Origin of the sequence: Nostoc sp. GT001 (assembly GCF_030382115.1) — a bacterium.
Classification (GTDB): Bacteria; Cyanobacteriota; Cyanobacteriia; order Cyanobacteriales; family Nostocaceae; genus Nostoc.
This window is the reverse complement of record NZ_JAUDRJ010000003.1, coordinates 4,299,407-4,316,705: the sequence shown is the minus strand read 5'-3', so window position 1 is coordinate 4,316,705 and position 17,299 is coordinate 4,299,407. Positions and strand designations below refer to the sequence as shown.

General features: G+C 42.7%; 10 protein-coding genes and 2 pseudogenes. 6 read left to right on the top strand and 6 right to left on the bottom strand.

What is annotated here, in order from left to right:
• The first annotated feature begins 248 nt into the window (after window positions 1–248).
• A complete protein-coding gene (gene dnaG, locus QUD05_RS21195; protein WP_289800037.1) occupies window positions 249–2,228 on the top strand; it encodes a DNA primase in 1,980 nt (659 codons plus the stop codon).
• Window positions 2,229–2,559: 331 nt separating this feature from the next.
• Here dnaG and QUD05_RS21190 read toward each other — a convergent pair whose 3' ends face one another.
• Complete coding sequence (locus QUD05_RS21190) at window positions 2,560–3,291, bottom strand: MBL fold metallo-hydrolase (protein WP_289797790.1); 732 nt, start codon at window positions 3,289–3,291, stop codon at window positions 2,560–2,562.
• 177 nt (window positions 3,292–3,468) lie between these two features.
• Here QUD05_RS21190 and QUD05_RS21185 point away from each other — a divergent pair, with 177 nt between their 5' ends.
• Window positions 3,469–4,995, top strand: a complete 1,527-nt coding sequence (locus QUD05_RS21185) for a site-2 protease family protein (RefSeq protein WP_289800036.1) — start codon at window positions 3,469–3,471, stop codon at window positions 4,993–4,995.
• 226 nt (window positions 4,996–5,221) lie between these two features.
• On the opposite strand, the gene QUD05_RS21180 is transcribed toward QUD05_RS21185, so the two are convergent.
• Window positions 5,222–6,478 (bottom strand): FAD-dependent hydroxylase, encoded by a 1,257-nt coding sequence (locus QUD05_RS21180; RefSeq protein WP_289797789.1) that lies wholly within the window; start codon window positions 6,476–6,478, stop codon window positions 5,222–5,224.
• Between the two features lie 219 nt (window positions 6,479–6,697).
• Window positions 6,698–7,576: a peptidoglycan recognition protein family protein gene (locus QUD05_RS21175; protein WP_289797788.1), complete on the bottom strand. Its 879-nt coding sequence runs from the start codon at window positions 7,574–7,576 to the stop codon at window positions 6,698–6,700.
• A gap of 397 nt (window positions 7,577–7,973) precedes the next feature.
• Here QUD05_RS21175 and QUD05_RS21170 point away from each other — a divergent pair.
• Window positions 7,974–8,234: pseudogene (locus QUD05_RS21170) on the top strand (four helix bundle protein); the annotation flags it as partial.
• Window positions 8,235–8,645: 411 nt separating this feature from the next.
• The gene (locus tag QUD05_RS21165) at window positions 8,646–10,733 is read left to right on the top strand and encodes a di-heme oxidoredictase family protein (RefSeq protein WP_289797787.1); all 2,088 of its coding nucleotides are present in this window, start codon (window positions 8,646–8,648) and stop codon (window positions 10,731–10,733) included.
• A 119-nt stretch (window positions 10,734–10,852) separates the two neighbouring features.
• Here QUD05_RS21165 and QUD05_RS21160 read toward each other — a convergent pair whose 3' ends face one another.
• Complete coding sequence (locus tag QUD05_RS21160; protein WP_289797786.1) at window positions 10,853–11,431, bottom strand: PEP-CTERM sorting domain-containing protein; 579 nt, start codon at window positions 11,429–11,431, stop codon at window positions 10,853–10,855.
• A 19-nt stretch (window positions 11,432–11,450) separates the two neighbouring features.
• Between QUD05_RS21160 and QUD05_RS34475 the strand changes: the two are divergent.
• A pseudogene (locus QUD05_RS34475) lies at window positions 11,451–11,651 on the top strand (homocysteine S-methyltransferase family protein); the annotation flags it as partial.
• 187 nt (window positions 11,652–11,838) lie between these two features.
• Here QUD05_RS34475 and QUD05_RS21150 read toward each other — a convergent pair.
• A complete protein-coding gene (locus QUD05_RS21150; RefSeq protein WP_289797784.1) occupies window positions 11,839–12,261 on the bottom strand; it encodes a DUF488 domain-containing protein in 423 nt (140 codons plus the stop codon).
• A gap of 31 nt (window positions 12,262–12,292) precedes the next feature.
• The gene (locus tag QUD05_RS34470) at window positions 12,293–13,057 is read right to left on the bottom strand and encodes a DUF8757 domain-containing protein (protein WP_502911406.1); all 765 of its coding nucleotides are present in this window, start codon (window positions 13,055–13,057) and stop codon (window positions 12,293–12,295) included.
• 177 nt (window positions 13,058–13,234) lie between these two features.
• Between QUD05_RS34470 and metH the strand changes: the two genes are divergently transcribed.
• The gene (gene metH, locus QUD05_RS21145) at window positions 13,235–16,762 is read left to right on the top strand and encodes a methionine synthase (protein WP_289797783.1); all 3,528 of its coding nucleotides are present in this window, start codon (window positions 13,235–13,237) and stop codon (window positions 16,760–16,762) included.
• Window positions 16,763–17,299 lie beyond the last annotated feature (537 nt).

Below are 17,299 nucleotides of genomic sequence, written 5' to 3'. Positions count from 1 at the left end.
AGTATTTCCTCTAGTAAAATTAAGTCTAAGCAATTCTATACATCATTCTTGGTCTAGCAACAAGAATATAATAGCTATCAGAAGTCTAAAGTCATTTGTCCTTTGGCATTTCTCCAAAGTTCATGACCAATAACCAATAACCAATACTTCGGCTTCTCTTCTCTACGAGAGCTGCGCCAACGAGACGCTACGCGAACGCGGTAGTTGAGCGCAGTCGAAACTCAGTACAAGTGACTAATGACAAAGCCATGCAAATCCCCCGCTTGCACCCAGACACAATTGAGGAAATTAAATTACGGGCTGATATTGTAGATGTCGTCTCGGAATACGTAGTTTTACGCAAACGCGGAAAGGATTTTGTCGGTTTGTGCCCATTCCATGATGAGAAATCTCCCAGTTTCACCGTTAGCCAGACCAAGCAAATGTACTATTGCTTCGGCTGTCAAGCTGGGGGAAATGCCATTAAGTTTGTCATGGAGTTGGGAAAGCGTTCTTTTGCTGACGTGGTGCTGGATTTAGCACGGCGTTACCAAGTCCCTGTGCAAACTCTCGAACCCGAACAACGCCAAGAATTACAGCGTCAGCTATCTTTGCGTGAACAGTTGTATGAAGTTCTGGCTTCGTCCGCACAGTTTTATCAACACGCACTCAGACAATCACAAGGGCAAAAGGCACTTAAATATTTACAATCTAACCGCCAATTCAAAGAAGAAACTATACAGCAATTTGGTTTAGGTTATGCCCCCGCAGGTTGGGAAACTCTCTATCGTTATTTAGTGGATGATAAACATTACCCAGTGCAAATACTGGAAAAAGCGGGATTGATTAAGCCACGCCGGGAAGGGGGCGGATATTATGATGTATTTCGCGATCGCTTGATGATTCCCATCCGCGATGTCCAAGGGCGCGTCATTGCCTTTGGTGGGAGAACTCTCACGGATGAACAGCCTAAATATCTGAATTCACCAGAAACCGAACTTTTTAGTAAAGGTAAAACATTATTTGCCCTCGATCAAGCCAAAGGTGGGATTTCCCAACTCGATCAAGCCGTGGTGGTAGAGGGATATTTTGATGCGATCGCTCTCCACGCTGCTGGTATTAATAACGCTGTCGCCTCCCTTGGTACAGCCTTAAGCTTAGAACAAGTCCGGTTAATATTACGCTACACCGAATCGAAACAATTAGTACTCAACTTTGATGCTGATAAAGCCGGAACTAATGCCGCCGAACGGGCGATCGGTGAAATTGCCGAATTAGCATACAAGGGCGAAGTTCAGTTAAAAATTCTCAATTTACCCGATGGCAAAGATGCTGATGAATATTTGCATAGTCACACTCCAGAAGATTATGGAGAACTGCTAAAAAATGCGCCACTTTGGCTAGACTGGCAGATTCAGCAAATTATTCAAGACCGAGATTTGAAACAGGCTACTGATTTTCAGCAAGTAACTCAGCAAATAGTCAAATTACTTAAAAATATAGCTAACAGCGATACACGAAATTATTATGTTTCCTACTGTGCAGAAATACTCAGTTTAGGAGATACCAGACTTATACCCCTAAGAGTCGAAAATCTGTTAACTCAAATTGCTCCGGCTGCGGCTACATATTCTAAGCCCGTATCAGCAAAGAAAGCATGGGGAGGTGGCAAATCCGCATTGTCCACTACTTCGGCTTCTCTCAGTACAAGTCCCAACTCTCCACTCCCCACAGAACGCAGCCTTTTAGAACACGCAGAGGCATTATTACTACGGATTTACTTGCATTGTCCCGAACAGCGTCAAATGATTGTTGACGAACTAGAGGAGCGAGATTTGCAATTTAGTCTTTCCCACCACCGATTTTTATGGCAACAGATTTTAGAAATGTCATCCGGTGATGGAGAGACGAAAAACTTTGCGTCTCTACCAAATTTAATTTCCCGTCTCCAAGATCGGTTTTTAGAATTTGACAGCGAGATTGGGTTAATTTCCCATTTATTTCATGTGGATGAAAAAAACCAGAAAGAAATACTGCGGACTCCGCAAGTAGTTCAAGCTGCGATCGCTTGTATGGATTTAGTGATGCTTGAAAAACGCTATCGTCACTTTTTGGAACTATGGCAACAAACCGATCCAGAAGCGGAACCAGAGCGCTATGAATATTATTATCAGGCTTTCTACGCTGAAAAAATCAAGCTTCAACAAATAGACCGACAACGCTTATTTTCCATCACCGAGTTATTGTAGCCTTGCACTCACGCTCAACCTAAATCTTGATTAGACCTCAAGATAGTTCAGTAGACTTCTTGGCATTGTGGGGAAAAATATCGGACAGGCGTTTTGCAAATACCTCACGCCCTCATCCCCTCTTCTCCCAAGGGAGAAGGGGAATTGAATGTCTAGTTCCCCTCTCCCCAAGGGAGAGGGGGTGAGGGCAAAACGTTGTCACCAAGTGGGTTTAGCGTTAAGTTGACACCTATGAAGGCCTTGCACCCCTACGACATGTATGGTTCAAATACATGAAAATTGCTGTCTGGACAAAATTTCATCTTTGCGGTTCTCAACAGCCATGCTGCCTCTAAAGTGGTTGTATCCCCAGCAAAGTTGGTAAATCCAGAGAGGCGAGGTGTTGATAAGCTCGATCTATAACTCGCTTACCTCTAAGAAAACCTGTATTAGCTCCAGGACAAATATACTGGAGAGTTTCTGGTGTGAAACGTTCTAACAATAATCGAATGCTCTGAATTTGCCTTGGCCAGTGAAAGGTTTTAGCTGTCCGTAATGGTACTGATTGACCATTCTGGTTTGGGAGTAAATGGCGACCAGAAAATAATATACCTCCAAGTTCACTGTAGTAGAGACAAGATGAGCCGGGAGAATGTCCTGGTGTCCAAATTACTTGTGTTGCAATATCAAGAGTAAATTCTTGTCTAAAAGTAGTTACGGTTAAGCCTGGTAATAAATACGCTTCTTGCTCTTGAATTAGCACCTCGCAGCCAAAGGCTTGCTGAAATTCAGCAGTCTTGCCAATAGCGCCGCGATGGGTGATAAATAACCAACGCACGCCTCCATGTGCTGTTAAAAAATCTTGATTTGTTTTTTCTAGTGCAGGGCAATCTATGAGGATATTGCCTTCATTTCTTACAATAAAATAAGAGGTTCCCCCTAATGTGTCCCGATTGGGTGGAAAAGCAAAAATGCTCTCTTGTGCGAAGTCCGATTGCAGAGAACCTCCGCTGAGTACTTCGTCCAGGAAGACAGCCCGTGGTGGCTTAGTTGTATGACTTGGCTTTTGAGGTAAAGGGCACATAATCAAAGAACCGAAACTGAGGAGTTGTGGACAATTTGATGACAGTGTGGAAATTCTCAAGAATTGCAACTTGAGCGTTAAACAGCACTGTTATTGGGATTTGAGGTCTGCCTTGTAGTTAATGCTATGGTGCTGAAGCTACTGGTGGGGCGTTTTGTCAAAATTACTGAAGAGAACATGGCATTTTGGTTTCTGTTTATCCTCCTGCTGGGGCTTGCTACTTATCTAATGGTGCAGCGCAGCGTTGCTCTCATTACCCGCACACCAGTATGGTTGTTGTGGCTGGTTTTAATGACACCAGCATTCCTGTTGAGTGGATGGACGCTAATCTACGGGGCGAAACAACCTCCACCGCCAGGACTGATTCTGTGGTCGGTATTTGTCTGCACAGTCTTGTACTGGGCGTTGTTTCAATGGGGGCGTCAAGTACCAAGAGATACACAGACAGACGAAGCCCAAACCCCAGCCTCAGAATCACAACCAACTATCCAGCCTACCCCAGAACCAATAGTGCGTCCCATTGAACTAGCCGAAGAAACTCAACTGCGAAATTGTTTTCCTTGGTCTGTATACTACGTTCAAAATATTGAGTATCGACCACAATCTGTGATTTGTCGGGGGCAGTTGCGAACTAAAGCCAGCAACGCTTACCAGCAGATTAAGACTAATATTGAAGCACAATTTGGCGATCGCTTCTTGCTGATTTTTCAAGAAGGCTTCAATGGCAAACCTTTCTTTGTCCTAGTTCCCAACACTCAAGCTGCTGCGAAACAGACAGATACACCACGACGCAACCAGGAACGATTAACTCGTCCAGGATTAGCGCTGATGCTGCTAATAGCTACTTTGATCACTACTACCTTGGTGGGAGTGGAAAATGCTGGTGTTACTCTGCCGCCTATTTGGCAAATTGGATCTTTGTTTCAACTTCTATCTAACCCAGATGTCCTATTCAAGGGATTGCCTTATGCTTTAGGGCTGATGGCTATTTTGGGCACTCACGAACTTGGGCATTATTTGACAGCTAAATTCTACAAGATTCGCTCGACGTTGCCTTACTTTATTCCCGTACCTTTCTTCTTGGGAACTTTTGGCGCATTTATTCAGATGCGTAGTCCCATTCCCAACCGCAAAGCTTTATTTGATATTAGTATTGCTGGGCCAATTGCAGGTTTTGTTGTCACCTTGCCATTACTAATCTGGGGTTTGGCTCATTCTGATGTAGTTTCCCTGAGTGAAAAAACCCGACTTTTAAATCCTGATGCCCTTAATCCCAAATATTCAATTTTACTGGCTATCCTCTCGAAGTTAGCTTTGGGAAGTCAGTTAACAGCAACATCAGCCCTCGATTTGCATCCAGTTGCAGTAGCAGGTTTTTTAGGGCTAATTGTCACAGCGTTAAATTTAATGCCTGTGGGACAATTAGATGGAGGTCACATTGTCCATGCGATGTTTGGACAACGAACTGCGATCGTTATTGGTCAAATTTCTCGCGTGCTGTTGCTATTACTTTCTTTAGTTAGGGAAGAATTTTTGGTGTGGGCAATTATCTTATTATTTATGCCGTTGATTGATGAACCTGCACTGAATGATGTCACTGAATTGGATAACAAACGTGACGTTTGGGGGTTACTGGCAATGGCTTTGCTGATTGTAATTATTCTGCCATTACCGCAAGCGATCGCTAACTTTTTGCAAATTTAAAAAAGCAGAATTCAGGAGTCAGAATGGGNNNAACCTTAGCTATCCGNNNACAGGANGTCAGAATNNNGGAGTAAAACAGTCTTTTTACCTGGCTTTGAGGCGAATCGTTGTGTACTTCACTTTCCTTGCAATTGGCTGTATCAGCGATCGAGATTGTTTTTTTCAGCAGCTCATAGATTTGTCTATGAGGTTTTCCCCTTGTCCTCCTCCATGACGTTCTCAAACCTTAGCGTTTTGCTAATTCTGGAGTCCGCCCCTTCAAGCCAATCATCAATTTCAGCATAAATACTTTTAATACAGGTACTCGCTGCAAGAACCATAAACCCAAGCGACGAACTACCACCATAGGGAAGAAATTATTAGAAAACATCCGATCTAACAAATCAGTGAAACCTAAAATTGTCAGATTCTCTAGTTTGCGCCAGTGTTCATAACCTTTGAGAATCTGAATGTCACCAATATCTTTACCCGCTTTGTGCGCTGCTTGAATTACTTGCGCCAAAGCTGCTGCATCCCGGATACCCAGATTTAAACCTTGTCCGCCTACGGGATGACAATTGTGTGCCGCATCACCAATTAATGCTAGTCGCGGGAGAACATAGCGATCGCTTTGCATGAGTTGTACCTGGAAAACAAAGCGATCGCCTAGTAATTCCAGTTTCCCCATCTGATCGCCATAGCGGCGGGTTAATTCTGCCAAAAATTGCTCATCATTTAAAGCACACAAAGCTTTTGCTTCTTCATGGGGCGCTGTCCAGACAATGCGGCAACGGTTCCCCGGTAAAGGTAAAATCGCAAAGGGCCCGCTAGACCAAAATCTTTCGTAAGCGGTGTTATTGTGGGGTTTTTCTGGTTTGACAAAGGCCACAATGCAAGACTGCCAATATTTCCAGCCCGAAGTTTTGATTCCAGCAGCTTGCCGAATAGGCGATCGCGATCCATCTGCTGCTACAACTAATTTGCTGCGAACTGTTCTTAGTTGATCGGCAACTTTAATATCTATGGCGACTATATTCTGGTGGTATTGCGTATTTACCACTTCCGCCGGACACAGATAAGTCACATTTGGGCAATCTTGGACGAAATCTTGCAACGGCTGCAACAAAGCTTGGTGTTCCGCCACATAACCCAACTCTGCTGTACTTATATCATCTGTGGTAAATTCCACCACATCAGGATGATCGGCATCCGAAAGACGAACTCGGCAATATTTAGCGATTTGAGGCAACATTTTGTCCCAAACGCCAATTCCTTGATAAATTAGCGACGAAAGCTGATGAACTGCATAGGCTTGTCCCTTCGCTACCGCCGCTGATGCCACTTTTGCCTCAATTAGCAAAATACTCAAGCCAGAATCTTTTAAAGCAGAGGCTAGAGTTAATCCAATAATCCCACCGCCGACAATTACCAAATCATATTCATATCCCCGCTCATTTGGCGGTGTTAGTTGAGGGGAAATTTGCTCAAGCTGCGTTATGGCCATTGTTAAGTTAGATTACAGCGTCTTAACTCTTATTTTGACGCGATCGCGCCTTCTTGAGCAAGTTAACAATTCAAAATTAAAGATAGCCCTCACCTCTAACCCCTTCTCCCAACATGGGAGAAGGGGAACTAGAGAATTTGCTCCCCTCTCCCAGTATGGGAGAGGGGCTGGGGGTGAGGGCAAAATCTGGCAAGATCCCAGCCCAAAATATTGAATAATTTATTTGCTGACTCGATAGACTGGTCTAACCTGACGATAAGTATTAAGCAAGCTGAGAAATTTATTCCCATCAAAATTTATCGGGTCAACTTTTTTACTAGAACGGTCTACTAGTTTATGGGTAGTGATGCGATCGTCTGGGACTTGACTTTGAGCAATTAACCAAGCAAGAGAATTATATTGAGCCTCCGTATAGCCGCTATGGGTTTGTTGACTACTAGCGTCATAACTATCTGGCGGTGTTTCCAAAGAAACGTGATAAGCAAAATTATTTACAGACGCGGGTAAAGTCGGATTAGTCTGCACAGTTTCCACTCCCTGTGGAGTCTCAAACACAGAGTTAGCTGCACCAAAAGCCCGCTTTTCTGGCGGTACTAGATAAACTACCGTTCCGTCTAACTTGATTAAAGCGTGGTAACTTGCTTGCACACTTTCATCATCATGGGCTACTTGAAAGAAATTGATGGCGCTAGAAGCTGAATAACCAGTTTCATGGATGACGATAATTGGTTGGTTGTTGAGAGGAAGTCCGTTAGCATCTTGGGCGTACCGTTCTCCATAGTTAGTTGGGTTAACTGCGACAACTTCATAATTAGGTCTGTACTGTGCAAAAGCTTGAGTGGTTACATACCTTGCTACAGGCTGGTTAGTCTTGACTGGGGACTTGATAACATTTTGAAATTTCTTCTCTGGCTCTTTCGCTGATTGAAATTGCGCCTGGGGATATTTACTGAAAGCTGTAACCTGTGGATTGGCTGCACGGGATATTGTCGGATTGTTGTGTAATTTTGTTGCTCGTCCAATTAGCAGCACTACAATTAGAGTGGCGAACATCAGCCAGATTAGTAGCACTCTAGTCACCCAGTCTGTAAACTTCATTTTTCTAATACCCGTAAAACGGTAGATATTAATTTATAGCTAAACTGGTATTTCAGTCGTAGAGGCGCACTTCTGTAAACCCCTACCGCTTATGGTATCCAAATAATCATCGCTATAATACCTTAATTCTAGTCAAATATACCTTGATAATCCCTGCAATGGTGCTGTTAAAAGCCATTTAATTTCAATGCCGTGGGTAGTGGATTGGTGGGTGTAAAAATCTTCATCGTGTAGCGCTGTTAATGATGTTTTGCCCGCATCCTCTTCACCAACTACTAGCAGCTTAGAAAAATATTATCCTTTAGCTTCTAACCTGGCTCGAAGATAGGTCAAAATGGGAGCGTTGAATCCCCTTCTAAATTGAACCTTCTGCCCTCTGCCTCCTGCCTTCTGCCTTCTTCAAGGATTAACTAGCCAGATTAGACGCTCGGCAGTTTCCGTACCATCAAATATAGCTGAAGGCTATGGAAGACGAACGCAGAACGAATATATCCAATTTCTGCACATTGCTTTAGGTTCGCTTCGAGAACTCGATACTCAGTTGATTATTTCTAAAGAAGTCGGATTAGCATCGCCTGAACTATTTACTCCTGTTTTGGAAGAAGTTGATAGATTGCAAGGAATTTTAGTGTCAAGCATTCAAAAGATTAAGTCTTAAAACCCTTCTATCTCTTGCCTCCTGCCCTCTGCCTCCTGCCTATTGCCTACGCAAATTAGTTCAGACAAAGCGGATTTTTATAGTTAGCAGTCGGCAATTCCATTAGTGTTAATCAATAACTGTTACGTGAAATTGAACAACTCAATGATAAGCAATTATTAACATTGCTAGATTTTACTCTTTCTTTGCCACAAGTGTATAGCTAAGTTTCGCTACTTTCGGTTAATACTTTCTTCTTATACCTACTGTTTAATCCCTTATCAATTCTTAAATTAAGAATTACTGGGACTGGTATAAGAAACTAAACTAGCCATCAAGTTGATACAAAACTTAAACACTTTATTATATATACTTACGTAAGACTGTGATATACCTACTGACATATCATATTTTTTTAGTCAACACCTCACTATGAAACAAAAAAACAACAACCCTAAGACTCGTGTTGTTAGGATATTGTATGGTTCAAAAACCAAAATTTTCTTATTAATCTGCGTTTTTATCATTAGTGTTTTTGGCATTTTGTTATCAAATTGGTTGATGACGAGCCAGACAGCTTTAGCTAAGATTGACCTTTTGCAACCTGCTCCTACTCAACCGCTAGGCTATTACGACTATTTCGGCAAACTGCTGAGTCCTCAAGAAGCAGCAGGAGTAGTTGCAAATAAGGGACTCAATTCTAATGACCCCATTTCCTATCAACGGGTAGGGGCAGTTAAAATTACTCAGGAATTAATAGCGCAAGGTGAAAATATATTCTTCAACCGTAAGATTGGAGACACACTTGGTTTCCAAGGAGTATTTGGTTTTGCACAGGGATTAAATAAAATATCTGATGAAATAGGTGTAGCGATCGCTAGTTTGCAAGGTCAGCCAACGACAAACCTAAAAATTACTCTCCAGAAGAATTTAACCTTAGGTAGCCGAACTTTTCCTAAAGGGACTGTAGTTAATACAGGTTTAAAAGTTCCAGCGAGACAGGGTGTTGCACTAGGATTAAAACCTAACGGCGACATTACCTGTGCCCTTTGTCATGCAACTCTTTCCAATAGTAAAATCATTCCAGGAACATCTAATGGGGAACTCGCAATCCCTTTGTTGATTGCCTTAGCACCAAATACAGCCGCAGGGTTTGCGCGGTTAAACTTCAACCCATTAGATCCACAATACAAAGGCAAGGGTAAGACTATTATTGACAGCAAAGGCAATAAAGTAGAACTACCCGATCCAAAGAAGTTAGAAGATGCCTTTGATGATGCTGTGTTAGATGTACCTTTCGGTTTTTTCGAGAGTTCACCGGATGGTATTAGAGACAGTACTAAAATTCCCAGTCTCTTCACCTTTAAAAATCATCCTTATGCAGCATCAGGAGAAGCAGCTGTTAGCCCGTTTGCTGGACTCAGCGCTCTGACTAACAGCGTTCACTCTTCAGAAGTCAATCTGTTCGCAGCCGCTCAAATCAGTGCAGATACTCTTGGTATTGATCCAGAAGTTTATATTGGTACATTACTGCAAAATGCTGCCGTTAAGAGCCTACGTTTACCAGAAGGAGTTATAGTAAAACCCTCTGAATGGCTGCGGAAAATCCTACCGAATCCTATACAAGCAGAATTAGAAGACCAAATTCCTACTCCTGGCACAGGAACTTACCCAAACCTGCGTCCCAGTTTGTTTACTTACAACGGTTTAGTTTTCAGCCCAAATACTGGAAAGCCTGAAGATATTGCTAGCGGCACTTTCTTATTTGCTAACAATGCTATGTCTGCTTTCCAAAATAGCTTAGTACCACCCGCCAACCAGACTTCAGAAAACTGGCAAGCCTTGACCAGCAATTCTGTTAAGCGTGGTGCAAAAGTATTTGAGAAAGCTAATTGTGCAACTTGCCATATTCCACCCTTCTTCACCGACAACAAAATTCATCCACTTGATGAAATTCGTACTAACCCAGCCCGTGCCCAGTCTCGCTTGGGGCTGAATAAATTGTTAGTAGCACCCAAGCTATACACTTTTAATACTCCCGTTCCCATACCTGCTAATGCTGAAGTGCTGAATGTACCAACGCAGGGTATATCTGATACTCCCACAACTTTACCCAAAGGAATATTGCCCAAAGGCGGTTACAAAACGACTACGTTACGTGGTCTTTATGTAAACGCACCATATTTGCACGATGGTGGTGCAGCAGTAAGGGCAGGAAGCTTGAAATTTGACTCAAATGGTAGTTTTACGGTAGTTGATAAGACTGGCTTAGGGCTATCTGGCACTCTTAGTCAGGGTATACCTGCCGATCCAGCTAGCAGCTTGCGTGCCTTGGTCGATCGCAATCTTCGTGCCTTAGTTATAAAAGCCAACAAAGCTAACCCTAGTTTAGTGCGTAGTAACCTTGATGGCACAGGTCATGACTTCTATGTAGATAGACAGGCTGGGTTTAATTCCAATCAGCAAGCAGACCTAGTTAATTTCTTGCTGGCACTTGATGACAATCCTGGAAGCTTTTAATCAAGCTACGGCTGATAAGCTGTTCTACCTTAAACTGGTATAATTAGGGTGGGTAAGACTCTGCCTACCCTACAAGACTTTGATTAAATCTTAGATATGCAAACTAGATTTGGAACAGGTTATCCGATCTTAAGAAGCTTTTTCTGGGAAATTACTGCTTGCTTTCGCTTCGTCCACCAGCCAAAACCAACAGCAACCAATGAGCCACTTACTGTGTAGGGTTCGGGAACTGGGCGTGGTATGACACTAAAGCTGCCATAATCTACATTGCTTGAAAGCTCTGAATATCCTTCGTCGAAACTACTATAAAATACGTTAACATTGCCATTTCCATCTTCCCCGCTTCCAGAAACTAGGTAAGAAAAACCGTTCTGGGTTAACAGTGGTGTACTCCCATTCAACAGATTATCATTGGTTCCGTATGTACCTGGTGAGAGCAACCCCATGATTGTCTCAGTAATCCCTTGGGCTGTCCTTGTACCAGTTATTCCTGTGATTGTGTAATTGTTTTTTATCGGATCTAGATCATCGGTGGTAAGGATGCCGCTAGCGGAAATTGTACTATTTCCTTCATAACTGGGAAAAGAGTACTGAAAATCAAATAGTTGTACAGCTTGCGCCGCAGAAGATGCACTGACAACAGTGATACCTATAACAGCACTAGCGGCAGCAATACCAAGCTTTGTGACTAATTTCATCAGATAATTCTCCTGAAAAACAATGTTGGTAGGTTCAAAAATCAGTGCTGTGCTGACAATTCTGGAACATTACCTAATAGATATTCTCCGTCTAAACTGCGCTACTAGCCGAGACTTGATGAAACCACATATCAAGTATTTGGCAGAACATTCACCTTTCATCGTTTCCTATATTCCCAACGCGGGTTTACCTGAGAACCTCGGCAGTCAAGCTGACTACTGTCATTCACGAGTAACAAAGGGTGTGTTACGTTTTTGCGCTAACACACCCTACGACTACGATCGCTTTATAATTGCGATGTCTACGACAGGCGTAGTTGCGACATCACCAACGCTACAGGCAATCGCCTCTTCTGAGATAAGATGTACTAAGCACTCTTCCCTAAGTATTGAAAAATTGTAGTTGACTACTCTAAATGTTTAACAGGCATTGATACCAGGTTTCCCAAGCAATCAGCAACTTCTTTCCGATGACAGCGATTCGGGTTCATTTCAGCGCACAACAGTAAAACATTACCCGTTTGAGCAATTTGTGCAATTTCATGTAGAGCTATATCTGCTTCTTCTTGATTTACTGGAATCCAATTTTCCTTCCCAGATGTATTACCTAAAGCGGTTTTAGAAATATACTCAATATTATTCAATTCACAGAATATTTTAATTTTGTCGCCGTACCATTTACGACTCCAAGCACGAGGAACCATCCTCACATCAACAACACATTCAACATTAAACTTTTGTAGGTATTCCAAGAAGGCATCGTAGTCTTTGCGATTGCCATATCCAAAAGTAAGTATACATCTTGTTTTAGCAATATCTTTAACTTTCATTTTTAATTCCTGGAACAATCAACTTTTAATATTACATTTTTATTAATGGTGGGTAAAATATCCCAATAATCATAAAACTATTTTTGTGACTTTTTAGGTTTCCCATGATAAAGTATAAATCTTTTTTGTTTAAAAACTCGTCTTCTAGTTTCTGGCGGACTTTTTCTAAAGCCTCCTTTTCTTTATTGTCCATACTTGTTTCCTTTGATCTATCTCTACAATTTCTATAAAGTTGTTGAATTTCCCAATCGCTTATTGTACAACGATGTTTATCTCCATCTTGAGAAATAAACTCGTAACCAAAATTGTAAGGGATTTTATCTAACTGCACTGAAGGCTCAAACAAGTCTAGTTGATCCAAGATTCCTTGCTGTTTTGGGTTCCATTCTCGTTCTGTCTCGTTACAGAAGTATTTTTTTATAGTTTGTGGTTTAATAATACCGAGAGACTTACCTTGTTCTTTAATCTCCCGAATAGATTTGAATTCTAGTGGCAGAACCAAGGCTTTTCGCTCTTCCCAGTTTTTGCGAGTATCAATTTTTCGTATTACTTCTATTGAAGAATCATCTATACGAAAACTTTCTTCTCTATAATCTTTGTCATTTCTTTCTATTTTAGCACTTATAATTGACCATCTTGGATAACATTTATCAAAATCTAGTTGACGAAACCGAATGGGATAAATGCGAATCCACTGAACTGGTTTTTCATCATCATCTAATAAAACTTCTGCTGTACAGACTGTNNNTTGATATTTGGTACTAATNNTTGCAATTAAAATTTTCCTTCTTTCCATAGAACAACCTCTATTTTATGAACTAGTTTATTATTTACAGTGATATTATAGATACATTAGCAATTTCAGTATAGTATCAAAACTTTTCCACTACATACTGCCGAAACTCTCAAAATTTTGGAAAATAATAAAGTAAGTCGAATATTATACGACTAACCCAAATTCTTCTCGGAAAATATGACTCATTCTTTCCTTGAACGCCTGCGTAGTCCAGATAGCCCAGTCCTCGTATTCGACGGGGCGATGGGAACCAACTTACAAACCCAAAACCTCACCGCTGAAGACTTCGGCGGCGCACAGTATGAAGGTTGCAACGAATACCTAGTCCATACCAAACCCGAAGCAGTCGCTAAGGTTCACCGCGACTTTCTCGCTGCTGGTGCTGATGTGATTGAAACCGATACCTTTGGTAGTACGTCCTTAGTGCTGGCGGAATATGACTTGGCAGACCAAGCTTATTACCTCAGCAAGACAGCCGCAGAATTGGCGAAGCGTGTGGCCGCGGAATTTTCCACGCCAGAAAAACCCCGATTTGTGGCTGGTTCTATCGGCCCCACAACGAAACTCCCTACCTTGGGACATATTGACTTTGACACCATGAAGGCGACTTTTGCTGAACAAGCAGAGGCGCTGTGGGATGGTGGTGTCGATTTATTTCTGGTGGAAACTTGCCAAGATGTGCTGCAAATTAAAGCGGCGCTGAATGCCATTGAAGAAGTGTTTGCCAAAAAAGGCGATCGCAGACCGTTGATGGTGTCTGTGACAATGGAAAGCATGGGCACAATGTTGGTTGGTTCAGAAATCAGTGCTGTGCTGACAATTTTGGAACCTTACCCAATAGATATTCTCGGTCTAAACTGTGCCACTGGCCCAGACTTGATGAAACCACATATCAAGTATCTGTCAGAACATTCACCTTTCATTGTTTCCTGTATTCCCAACGCGGGTTTACCTGAGAACGTCGGCGGTCAAGCGCACTACCGCCTGACACCGTTAGAATTACGGATGTCGCTGATGCATTTTGTTGAAGATTTGGGTGTCCAAGTGATCGGGGGTTGCTGTGGGACGCGTCCAGAACACATTCAACAATTGGCAGAACTTGCTAAAGGTCTGAAGCCAAAAGTTAGACAACCTAGTTTAGAACCAGCAGCAGCATCAATTTACACCACTCAGCCTTACGACCAAGATAATTCCTTCTTGATTGTTGGCGAACGTCTCAACGCCAGTGGTTCCAAGAAGTGCCGCGATTTGCTAAATGCGGAAGATTGGGACGGACTCGTTTCAATGGCGCGGGCGCAAGTTAAAGAAGGCGCACACATCCTCGATGTCAACGTCGATTACGTGGGACGTGACGGTGTGCGGGATATGCACGAATTAGTTTCGCGCATTGTTAATAATGTCACACTGCCTTTAATGCTTGACTCCACCGAATGGGAAAAGATGGAGGCGGGTTTAAAGGTTGTAGGTGGTAAGTGTTTGCTGAACTCCACCAACTACGAAGATGGGGAACCGCGCTTTTTGAAAGTGCTGGAGTTAGCGAAGAAATACGGTGCTGGTGTAATCATTGGTACTATCGATGAAGATGGGATGGCGCGGACAGCCGAGAAAAAGTTTGCGATCGCCCAACGCGCATACCGCCAAGCTGTAGAATATGGCATACCACCCACAGAAATATTCTTTGATACCCTAGCGTTACCAATTTCCACCGGGATTGAAGAAGACCGAGAAAACGGTAAAGCCACCATTGAATCCATCCGGCGCATTCGTGAAGGATTGCCTGGATGTCATGTGATTTTGGGTGTTTCCAATATTTCCTTTGGTTTGACTCCAGCCTCGCGGATGGTGCTGAACTCGGTGTTTTTGCACGAAGCGACAACGGCGGGAATGGATGCAGCTATTGTCAGCGCTAACAAGATTTTACCACTCTCGAAGATTGACGAACGCCATCAAGAAATTTGTCGCCAGTTGATTTATGATCAGCGGAAGTTTGAGGGTAATGTTTGCGTTTACGATCCCTTGGGAGAGCTTACCACAGCGTTTGCTGGGGTAACAACTAAACGCGATCGCTCCTTAGATGAAAGTCTCCCCATCCCAGAACGTCTCAAACGCCATATCATCGACGGCGAACGCATTGGTTTAGAAGAACATCTGAAAAAAGCCTTAGAAGAACATCCCCCCTTAGAAATTATCAACACCTTCTTGCTAGATGGCATGAAAGTTGTCGGGGAGTTATTCGGTTCTGGACAAATGCAGTTACCCTTCGTCTTGCAATCTGCGGAAACTATGAAAGCTGCGGTGGCGTTTCTAGAACCCTTCATGGAAAAATCAGAATCAGGCAACAATGCCAAGGGAACCTTTATCATTGCCACAGTCAAAGGCGATGTCCATGACATTGGTAAAAACTTGGTGGATATCATCTTGTCCAACAACGGCTACAAGGTGATTAATCTGGGAATTAAGCAGCCAGTAGAAAACATCATCAACGCTTACGAACAGCACAAACCTGATTGTATTGCCATGAGTGGTTTGCTGGTGAAATCCACCGCCTTCATGAAAGAGAATTTGGAGGTATTCAACGAAAAGGGAATTAGTGTCCCCGTAATTTTAGGTGGTGCGGCGTTAACTCCCAAGTTTGTCTATGAAGATTGCCAAAATACCTACAAAGGTAAAGTTGTTTATGGCAAAGATGCCTTTTCTGACTTGCACTTCATGGATAAATTAATGCCAGCAAAGGCAACTAATAACTGGGAAGATTTGCAGGGATTTTTGAATGAAGTGGAAACTGCTGAAGTTTCGACAAATGGTCACAAAGAACCAAAAGCTACAACTGCTGAAGAAACATCTGCTGAACCAAAAGTAGTAGATACAAGACGTTCTGAAGCTGTGGCTGTAGATATTGAACGTCCCACCCCACCTTTCTGGGGAACGAAATTGTTGCAGCCTAGCGATATTCCCATTGAGGAAATATTCTGGCACTTGGATTTACAAGCTTTGATTGCTGGACAGTGGCAATTCCGCAAACCAAAGGAACAATCTAAGGAGGAGTATCAGGCTTTCTTGGCTGAGAAAGTGTATCCAATTTTAGAAAGTTGGAAACAGCGAATTATTGAAGAGAATCTGTTGCATCCGCAGGTGATTTATGGGTATTTCCCTTGTCAATCTGAGGGCAATTCTCTACATATATATGACTCAGAAAACCAATCACAACAGATTGCAACTTTCGAGTTTCCCAGACAAAAGTCTTTAAGACGGCTGTGCATCGCAGATTTCTTTGCACCAAAGGAGTCGGGAATTATTGATGTCTTCCCCATGCAAGCCGTGACTGTAGGGGAAATTGCTACAGAGTTTGCCCAAAAGCTGTTTGCTGCCAATCAATACACCGATTATCTGTATTTCCACGGCATGGCGGTGCAGGTAGCGGAAGCTGTAGCTGAATGGACACACGCCAGAATTCGTCGTGAGTTAGGTTTTACTGCTGAGGAACCCGACAATATTCGGGATATATTGGCACAACGCTATCGTGGCTCACGATATAGTTTTGGGTATCCAGCTTGTCCAAATATTCAGGATCAGTACAAGCAACTGGAGTTATTGCAGACTGACAAGATTAACTTGTATATGGATGAAAGTGAACAACTTTATCCAGAACAGTCTACCACTGCAATTATTACCTATCACCCAGTAGCAAAATACTTTAGCGCGTAGAATCTTACTCGTTAAAGTAATACGCTTGGTGTTAGTGATATAGCAATCCTAAATCATTCGTGAACAACAAGATCCCCGACTTCTTGGAGAAGTCAAGGATCTGAGCCTAACGATTTTCACAAATCAAATAGGATTGCTATATTTTGCTCTGGAAAATCGCCCTAATCTGTTCTCTACCTCTCTAACCCTCTCCTGGTAGGAGAAGAAGGGGAGTAAGATTCAAAGCCTCTAACGCCACGTGCTTCAAGTCGGGAAACCCGCCCAACGCAGTGACTCCTCCTTGTAGGCTACGGTGTAAACACAAGTCTTTGAGAGTTGCCTCGCAGCGTTTAGTATCCCCCCTAACCCCCCTTAAAAAAGGGGGGAACCAGAGTCAAAGTCCCCCTTTTTAAGGGGGATTTAGGGGGATCTTCAACGATTCGATTTTAGTTTTATACAAAGATGTGTGTACACTGTAGCCTTGTAGGAGAGAGGTTCAGATGTTACTTTGCTGATTTTTACGGGAATCCTGTAGTTGTATGCGCACCAAATTTGTTA